Here is an 8,541-nt window from a genome sequence, read left to right on the forward strand (position 1 = left end):
CAAGCAGCGCGTGCGGCCGGGTGCTTGAAACCTCGCCGCCAGCCCCCACAATCCTCGCGCCGGCGGTTGAACCGGCGGGCTTCGCACTTCCACGACCATGAGCAAACAGACTCTTTCCTTCCAGGCCGAGGTCAAGCAGATCCTGCACCTCGTCACCCATTCGCTCTACTCCAACAAGGAGATCTTCCTGCGCGAGCTGGTCTCCAATGCCTCTGACGCCTGCGACAAGCTGCGCTTCGAGGCGCTCGACCGGCCCGGACTGTTCGAGGACGCGCCCAACCTCGAGGTGCGCGTCGCGTTCGATGCCGAGGCGAAGACGATCACCATCACCGACAACGGCATCGGCCTGTCCGAGCCCGAGGCGGTGGCCAACCTGGGCACCATCGCCAAGAGCGGTACGCGCGAGTTCATGGCCGCGCTCGAAGGCGACAAGAAGAAGGATGCCCAGCTGATCGGCCAGTTCGGCGTCGGCTTCTACAGCGGCTTCATCGTGGCCGACCGCATCACCGTCGAATCGCGCCGCGCCGGCCTCGCGCCGGAAGAGGGCGTGCGCTGGAGCAGCGAGGGCAGCGGCGACTTCGAGGTCGAGACCATCACGAGGCCGCAGCGCGGCACCAGCGTGACGCTGCACCTGCGCGAGGGCGAGGAGGAGTTCCTCTCCGGCTGGAAGCTGCGTTCGATCATCAGCCGCTACTCGGACCACATCTCGCTGCCCATCCTGATGCGCAAGGAGGAGTGGGACGCCGAAGCCGGCCAGCAGAAGCTCACCGACGAGTGGGCGCCGGTCAACAAGGCCGCGGCGCTGTGGACCCGCAACAAGAGCGAGGTCACCGCCGAGCAGTACGCCGAGTTCTACAAGCAGATCAGCTACGACACCGAAGCGCCGCTGGCCTATACGCACAACCGCGTCGAAGGCCGCAGCGAGTACACCCAGTTGCTCTACATCCCGGCGAAGGCGCCGTTCGACCTGTGGAACCGCGACAAGCGTGGCGGCGTGAAGCTCTACGTCAAGCGCGTCTTCATCATGGACGACGCCGAGGCGCTGATGCCGGTCTACCTGCGCTTCGTCAAGGGCGTGATCGACAGCGCCGACCTGCCGCTGAACGTCAGCCGCGAGCTGCTGCAGGAAAGCCGCGACGTGAAGGCGATCCGCGAGGGCTCGACCAAGCGCGTGCTGGCGATGCTGGAAAGCCTGGCCGACAGCGAGGACGCCGCCGAACGCGAGAAGTACGCGAAGTTCTGGAAGGACTTCGGTGCGGTGCTGAAGGAGGGCGTCGGCGAGGATCACGCCAACCAGGAGCGCGTGGCCAGGCTGCTGCGCTTCGCCTCCACGCAGGCTGACGACGGCGTGGCCCTGAAGGACTATGTCGGCCGCATGAAGGAAGGCCAGGAGGCGATCTACTACATCACCGCCGACTCGCTCGCCGCAGCGAAGAGCAGCCCGCAGATCGAGATCTTCCGCAAGAAGGGCATCGAGGTGCTGCTGCTGACCGACCGCGTCGACGAGTGGATGCTCGCGCACCTGTTCGAGTTCGACGGCAAGCCGCTGCAGAGCGTGGCCAAGGGAGCGGTCGATCTCGGCAAGCTGCAGGACGAGGAGGAGAAGAAGCGCTCGGAAGAAGCCGCCGAGGCCTTCAAGCCGGTGCTCGAGCGCCTGAAGGAGGCGCTCAAGGACCGCGCCAAGGACGTGCGTGTGACCACTCGCCTGGTCGATTCGCCGGCCTGCCTGGTGGTCGACGAGGGCGACATCAGCGGTCACCTCGCGCGCATGCTCAAGCAGGCCGGGCAGGACGCGCCCAAGGGCCTGCCCATCCTCGAAGTGAACGCCGAGCATGCGCTGGTGAAGCGGCTCGACGCCAGCGCGAGCTTCGACGACCTGGCGCACATCCTCTTCGATCAGGCGCTGCTCGCTGAGGGCGGCACGCTGGAGGACCCGGGTGCCTACGTGCGGCGCGTCAACGCGCTGCTGGTCGGCTGATCAGGCGGCCAGCGGCGCCTCGTCCATGGCCTCGAGCTGGTCGCGCAGGCGCGTGGCCTGCTCGGTCCAGTAGGCCGGGCTCTCGAACCAGGGGAAGGCGATCGGGAAGGCCGGGTCCTTCCAGCGCCGCGCGATCCAGGCGCTGTGGTGGATCATGCGCAGCGTGCGCAAGGGCTCGATCAGCGCCAGTTCGCGGCGATCAAAGTCCATGAACTGCTCGTAGCCGTCGAGCACCGCGCCGAGCTGCTTGCCGCGCTCGGCGCGGTTGCCTGACAGCAGCATCCACAGATCCTGCACGGCCGGCCCGGTGAGGGCGTCGTCGAGGTCGACGAAGTGCGGCCCGGCGGCGGTCCACAGGATGTTGCCGAGGTGGCAGTCGCCGTGCAGGCGCAGCGTGCGGATCGGCGCGGCGGCCGCGAACGCAGTCTGCACACGCTCCAGTGCAGCATCGACCATCGCGCGCCAGGCCGGCAAGGCATCGGGTGGGGGTATGTCGTTGGCGATCAGCCAGTCGCGCGGTTCGGTGCCGAGGCTCGCCGGCGTCAGGCTGATCCGGTGTTCGAAGCGGCCAGTGACGCCCACTGCGTGCAGGCGCCCGATGAAGCGGCCGATCCACTCCAGCACCTCGGGGTCCTCGACCTCCGGCGCCCGGCCGGCCTTGCGTTCGGTGACCGCAAATCGATAGGGGCCGTCCGCGCTGTCGAACGAAGCCAGCGTGGACGCAATGATCTTCAGCCGTGTGGCGTGCAGCGAGCGCTTGTCCAGCGTCAGCGGCCATGGTGCGGCCAGTGGCACTTCGCGAGCTTCCAGTTCGGCAGCGAAGGTATGTTCCTCGAGGATCTGCGCATCGCGCCAGCGGCCCGGCCGGTAGAACTTGGCGACGACCACGCGGCCGTCCTCCAGGAAGACCTGGAATACGCGGTTCTCGTAGGAGTTCAACTGGATCAGCCGGCCGTCGCCGCGCAGGCCCACGGCGTCCAGTGCGTCGAGCACGACCTCCGGGTCGAGCCCGGCATAGGGTGTATCCGTCGGGTCGCGGTGCGGGTTCATGCCCGCATCCTACGCGGCCCTCTCAGCGGCTCGGGTTGGCCGAGTAGCGCGGCGAGTCGACGACCACGCCGCCGATTTCGTCGCGGGATGTACCGCCGAACTCGGCATGGCCGCTGTCGAGCTCACCCGGCCGGGTACGCGAGGAACCCGGCAAACCCAGGCTGCCGAACTCGCTCTGGCCGGAACCATCGGTGCGCGTGTCCGGGGCAAAGAACGAATCCTGGAACAGGGAAGAGTCCTGCCACAGCGCGGTGCGCTCGGCGCGCCGGTTGGCGACCGTGCTGGCGAGGGTGTCGCGGGCCTGGTGAAGCATGTGTGGCGGCGTCACCGCAGCCTGCGGGCCGCGCGCGTTGGCGCCAGCCTGCGGAACGAGCAACTGCAGTTCAGCCACCGATGGCAGGTTCTCCACCGGGCAGCGCAGGTAGCGAACCCGGCAGGCGCCGAGCACGGCCTGCTTGATCTGCAGCACGCGGCGCGAGTTGCCGCGATCGTTGTCGAGGTCGATGGCGGCGAGCACCCGGCCGTTCGCGCTGCAGACCGCGAAGGTCACGTGAACGCCGCCAAGCAGGTCGTACCAGAAGCGAACGCGCGATGGATCGACGGGCTGGCTGAAGCGCACCAGTGGCAGCTTCGACAGCACGATGTGGTGGGGCAGGGCTTCGCGCAACAGCCGGTAGACACGCCGCTCGTCGGTGGAGAACACCGGCCGCGCCGTCAGAGACCAGTCCGTGGGCAACGGCGCGGCCTTGGCGGGGCGGCGTGCCCACCACAGCCACAACACGGAGGCTGCCACCGCACCCGCAAGGGCGGCCAGCGCAACGATGAGGGGCGAGGTCGGCATGTCGAGGTCCGGTTCGGCGGTTCACGAACCTGACGCTGCAGGTCGATCGCGAGTGCTCAATGTACCGGATGTTACGGTTTCGCACCCCTCGTGATCATCCCCGACCTCAGGGCTCTCGTCTGCCGCGACGCAGTGGGCCGCCTACTCGCCCGCGATGTGGTGGGACTTGGAAATGTGAGCCTTGACTTCGGAGATGGCGTCGAGAATCTGCTGTACGTGACTGGCGTGTCGCTTGATCTGGTAGTCGAACTCGGCGGCCTGTTCGCCCATCATCTCCTCGACATGCGAGACGAAGGTGTCGGGTGGCAGGCGCAGCCAGGCGTCCGATTCGGGGCCGTCGCGCTCGACCGTCGCGCCGGCGTTGCGGGCGATCTTCAGCATGGCGGTGTTTTCGCTCAGCGCATGGATGAACAACATCTGCACGCCGCGGTTGCGGGCATGCAACACCGCATGTTCGAACAGCCGCGCGCCGAAGCCGCGTCCGCGCGCCTTGCGCATCACCGAGACGCCGAATTCCGCCATCGTGCCGCGAGCCGGGTCCGCCGGCGTCGATGGATGGGCGAGGTGCGCCATGGCGATCAGTTCGAGACGGCGGTTGAAGATGCCGAAGACCTCGTCCTGATCGAAGTCGAGCATGTCGACGTACTTGCAGATCTGCGTGTCGGTGGCTGGGTAGCCGAACCGCAGGTAGCGATCACTCTCGTCGAGACTGATCAGATGGGCCGAGATGCGGTCACGGTGCCGCGGGCCGAGCGAACGGATCGGTACCCAGGCCCAGCGGGCTGCCGGGTCGTTGGCGACGGGTGCGCCGGCTGGTAGCCGGGATTCGTCGTGAAGGGCCATGTAAGGCCTCCTTGAAGCTCTAGGGTTAACCCTAGTCTATCCGATGCGCCTAGGGGCTGCAGCCCAAGGTACCTGGCAACTCCGGCCTGATGGCGCATTCGGGAGGGCAGTGTGCTGCTAGAATCGCGGGCTTTCCCGCAATCGGCCCTGTGGGAATGGCTTGCCAGCCGGCACGCAGTGTCGTCGAGAGTCCGCCGCGAACAGAAGCGGAGCCTCGCCGGACACGGCCCTTCGGGGCACCGGGTCTTTACCAGAAACTTCCACTGATCATGAAAACCTTCAGCGCCAAGCCGGCTGATGTGACGCATGAGTGGTTTGTGATTGACGCGACCGACAAGGTCCTCGGACGGGTGGCCAGTGAAGTCGCCCTCCGCCTGCGCGGCAAGCACAAGGCCATTTACACGCCTCACGTCGATACCGGCGATTTCATCGTCGTCGTCAACGCCGACAAGATCCGGGTGACCGGCAACAAGGCCAACGACAAGGTGTACTACCGCCACTCGGGCTTCCCGGGTGGTATCTACGGCACCAAGTTCAAGGACATGCAGGCCAAGCATCCCGGGCGCGCGCTCGAGAAGGCGGTCAAGGGCATGCTCCCCAAGGGCCCTCTCGGCTACGCGATGGTGAAGAAGCTGAAGGTGTATGCCGGTGCCACGCATCCGCACACCGCCCAGCAGCCCAAGGCGCTGGAAATCTAAGGAGCGGTGATGATCGGTAATTGGAACTACGGCACCGGCCGCCGCAAATCGTCGGTCGCTCGTGTCTTCATGAAGAAGGGCACCGGCCAGATCACGGTCAATGGTCGTCCGGTCGAGCAGTACTTCGGCCGCCAGACCTCGATCATGGTCGTCAAGCAGCCGCTGGTGCTGACCGCCAACGATGTCGCCTTCGACGTCAAGGTGAACGTGCACGGCGGCGGCGAGTCCGGCCAGGCCGGTGCGGTGCGTCATGGCATCACCCGCGCGCTGATTGACTACGACGCGGCGCTCAAGCCCGAACTGAGCCGTGCCGGCTTCGTGACGCGTGACGCGCGCGAAGTCGAGCGCAAGAAGGTCGGTCTGCACGGCGCCCGCCGCCGGAAGCAGTTCAGCAAGCGCTGAGGTCGCCTCCCGCACCGCACCTCGATCGAGGCCGCCGCTGTGCGGCCTCTTTCGTTTGCGGCGCCGACTTACCAACCGATACGAGCAGACGCCATGCGTTGGAAACTGTTTCGACGCCGACTCTCGGTCAGTGCGCCGCGCATGATCGTGCGCAGCCACCTGCCTTGGCCACTGCGCTGGGCGGTGGCCGCACTCGCACTCGGCTTCTCCGCCGCACTCGCAATGTGGGCCTTCGAGACCGGCAAGGGCCTTGCGGGCGTCGACAGCTCGGCGCGGGAGGAACTGGCGCGCCTGCGTGTGGAGGTCCTGCAGCTGCGCGAGGAGCGGGAGAAGGCCCTGTCGATCGCCAACACGGCCGACAGCTTGCTGAAGACGGAGCGCACGGCGCAGGAGCGCCTCGCCCAGCAGCTCAAGCAGTCCGAGGCTGAGAACCTGGCGCTCAAGAACGATCTCGGATTCTTCGAGCGCCTGCTGCCATCAGCGGCCGGCGAAGCCTCGCTGAGCATTCGCGGGCTGCAGGCCGAGGCCGTGGTTCCCGGGCAGTTGCGCTATCAGTTGCTGTTGATGCAACCCGGCAAGGCACGGGCCGAGTTCTCCGGCCGCTACGAGGTGACGCTGGCCGGCACGCTCGAAGGGAAGGCCTGGACTCAGGCCCAGCCCGGTGGCGCGCAGCCGCTGCAGGTGCGACAGTACCGGCGGATCGAGGGGGTGATCGACCACCCGCCGCAGGCAGTGGTCAAGACGGTGACAGTAAAGGTCACAGACGGTCGCGGCGCGGTTCTTGCGACTCACGCAGTCCAGATGTGAGCGTATGTGGCGCATCACGTCGCGAGCCCGGAGGGATTCACATGTTCGGAAAGCAGAAGCAACCACCGATTCGCACGCTGATCGGCGAGGGCACGGTCATCAGCGGTGAGCTTCGATTCGCTGATGGTCTGCGCATCGACGGCGAAGTCGTCGGTGACGTGATCTCCGACGGCGACGGTTACAGCATCCTGGTGATCAGCGAGAAGGCCCGTGTCACGGGCAAGGTGATTGCCGGCCACGTGATCATCAACGGGACGGTGGTTGGGCCCATCCACTCGAGCAGCCTGCTCGAACTGCAGCCGAAGGCGCAGATCACCGGTGACGTGCGTTACGAGGTGCTCGAGATGCACCAGGGCGCCACCATCGACGGCGAGCTCCGGCCATTGAAGGCCGACGAAAAACCATCCTTGAAGCTGGCTGCCGCCAATCTGTGACAATGGCCGCGACGGCAAGGTGCCGGAGGAGCAATCGATGAGCGCAGTGGCCGACAACATCCAGACCCAGAGCGCGGTGGACGAGCCGCCGGCGCCGATCATCTTCACCGACAGTGCCGCCGGCAAGGTCAAGGAACTTGTCGAGGAAGAAGGCAATCCCGACCTGAAGCTGCGCGTGTTCGTGCAGGGCGGCGGCTGTTCGGGCTTCCAGTACGGTTTCACCTTCGACGAGGTCGTCAACGATGACGACACGCAGATGTCGAAGAACGGCGTCACCTTGCTGATCGACGCGATGAGCCTGCAGTACCTGGTCGGCGCCGAGATCGACTACAAGGACGATCTGCAAGGCGCCCAGTTCGTGATCAAGAACCCGAACGCGACGACCACCTGCGGTTGCGGGTCGAGCTTCTCGGCCTGAGTCTTCGCGCTCTGATCCAGGGCCGCCTTCGGGCGGCTTTTGTCATTTCAGGCCGGGTACAGGCAACCCATCACACGGGCACCGCGTGCACCGGTGACCGAGGGCAGGTTGCCGGGCTCGCGGCGCACAAACGAGCGCGCGAGCCATGCGAAGGCGCAGGCTTCGACCTGATCGGGCGGCAGCCCGCGCGTGGCGCTCGAACGCACCTGCACACCAGGCAGCAGCCAGGCCAGGCGCCCCATCAGATGGGCGTTGAAGGCGCCGCCGCCGCAGACGAGCAGCTCGCCCGTCTGCGCTGCATGACGCCTCATTTCGCTTGCCGCGGCCCAGGCGGTCAACTCGGCCAGGGTGGCCTGCACGTCGGCCGCTGAGATGCCCCCCGTGGCCGCGAGGTGCAGATCCAGCCACTCGGCATGGAACAGGTCGCGGCCTGTGCTCTTCGGCGGGGTCAGTGCAAAGTAGGGCTCGGCCTGCATCGACGCAAGCAACGCCGGATGGAGGCAGCCGCTGGCGGCCCAGGCGCCACCAGCATCGAAGGATTCGTTGCGATGCCGGCGTACCCACAGATCCAGCAGTGCATTGCCGGGGCCGCAATCGAAGCCGAGCACCGAGCCATCGCTGCCCAGCAGCGTGAGGTTGGCCATGCCACCGAGGTTGAGCACCGCGAGCGCCTGACCCGGCCGGCCGAACGCCGCACGATGGAAGGCCGGGACCAGTGGTGCCCCCTGGCCACCAGCGGCGAGGTCGCGGCTGCGCAGGTCGGCGACCACATCGATGCCGCACAGCTCGGCCAGCAGCGACGGGTTGTTGAGCTGTACCGTGTAGCCGGTGCCGTCGAACTCCGCTGGCCGGTGGCGCACCGTCTGGCCAGGGGCGCCAATGGCCAGCACGTCTCGCGCGGCGCGTCGCGCCGTGGTGAGCAACTGCGTTGTCACGTCGGCGTAGCGCCTGGCGAGCGCGTTGCCGGCGAGCGCACAGCGATGCACTTCATCGGCGCCGCTGCTGTTCAATGCCAGCAGTTCGCCGGCGAGCGTCGGGTCGAACTCGAGGTGGCAATGCGCCAGCACGGT

Annotated in this window: 10 protein-coding genes; 6 read left to right on the forward strand and 4 right to left on the reverse strand. The window is 66.9% G+C overall.

Annotated features, from left to right (window positions below; translation table 11 throughout):
- Positions 1-97: 97 nt before the first annotated feature.
- Entirely contained in the window at positions 98-1,978 is a 1,881-nt protein-coding gene (htpG, locus tag AAG801_RS20675; RefSeq protein WP_341890049.1) for a molecular chaperone HtpG, read from the forward strand.
- Here htpG and AAG801_RS20680 read toward each other — a convergent pair whose 3' ends face one another.
- The 3 genes from AAG801_RS20680 to AAG801_RS20690 form a co-directional block, all read right to left on the reverse strand.
- Positions 1,979-3,028 carry a serine/threonine protein kinase gene (locus AAG801_RS20680; protein ID WP_341890050.1) on the reverse strand — a complete coding sequence of 350 codons (1,050 nt, stop codon included), beginning with the start codon at positions 3,026-3,028 and terminating at the stop codon, positions 1,979-1,981.
- Positions 3,029-3,050: 22 nt separating this feature from the next.
- Complete coding sequence (locus tag AAG801_RS20685) at positions 3,051-3,869, reverse strand: DUF2726 domain-containing protein (protein WP_341890051.1); 819 nt, start codon at positions 3,867-3,869, stop codon at positions 3,051-3,053.
- A 141-nt stretch (positions 3,870-4,010) separates the two neighbouring features.
- Positions 4,011-4,712 (reverse strand): GNAT family N-acetyltransferase, encoded by a 702-nt coding sequence (locus AAG801_RS20690; RefSeq protein ID WP_341890052.1) that lies wholly within the window; start codon positions 4,710-4,712, stop codon positions 4,011-4,013.
- Positions 4,713-4,981: 269 nt separating this feature from the next.
- On the opposite strand from AAG801_RS20690, the gene rplM reads away from it, so the two are divergent.
- The 5 genes from rplM (at position 4,982) to erpA (ending at position 7,471) form a co-directional block, all read left to right on the forward strand.
- Complete coding sequence (gene rplM, locus AAG801_RS20695) at positions 4,982-5,410, forward strand: 50S ribosomal protein L13 (RefSeq protein ID WP_341890053.1); 429 nt, start codon at positions 4,982-4,984, stop codon at positions 5,408-5,410.
- 9 nt (positions 5,411-5,419) lie between these two features.
- Positions 5,420-5,812 carry a 30S ribosomal protein S9 gene (gene rpsI / locus AAG801_RS20700; RefSeq protein WP_341890054.1) on the forward strand — a complete coding sequence of 131 codons (393 nt, stop codon included), beginning with the start codon at positions 5,420-5,422 and terminating at the stop codon, positions 5,810-5,812.
- Between the two features lie 93 nt (positions 5,813-5,905).
- A complete protein-coding gene (locus AAG801_RS20705) occupies positions 5,906-6,619 on the forward strand; it encodes a DUF6776 family protein (RefSeq protein WP_341890055.1) in 714 nt (237 codons plus the stop codon).
- 41 nt (positions 6,620-6,660) lie between these two features.
- Positions 6,661-7,053 (forward strand): polymer-forming cytoskeletal protein, encoded by a 393-nt coding sequence (locus tag AAG801_RS20710; RefSeq protein WP_341890056.1) that lies wholly within the window; start codon positions 6,661-6,663, stop codon positions 7,051-7,053.
- Positions 7,054-7,090: 37 nt separating this feature from the next.
- A complete protein-coding gene (gene erpA, locus AAG801_RS20715; RefSeq protein WP_341890057.1) occupies positions 7,091-7,471 on the forward strand; it encodes an iron-sulfur cluster insertion protein ErpA in 381 nt (126 codons plus the stop codon).
- A gap of 47 nt (positions 7,472-7,518) precedes the next feature.
- Here erpA and AAG801_RS20720 read toward each other — a convergent pair.
- Positions 7,519-8,541, reverse strand: a 1,023-nt coding sequence (locus tag AAG801_RS20720) for an anhydro-N-acetylmuramic acid kinase (RefSeq protein WP_341890058.1), incomplete at its 5' end; no start/stop codon positions are given.

The sequence above is a fragment of the Variovorax sp. YR752 genome (assembly GCF_943372545.1).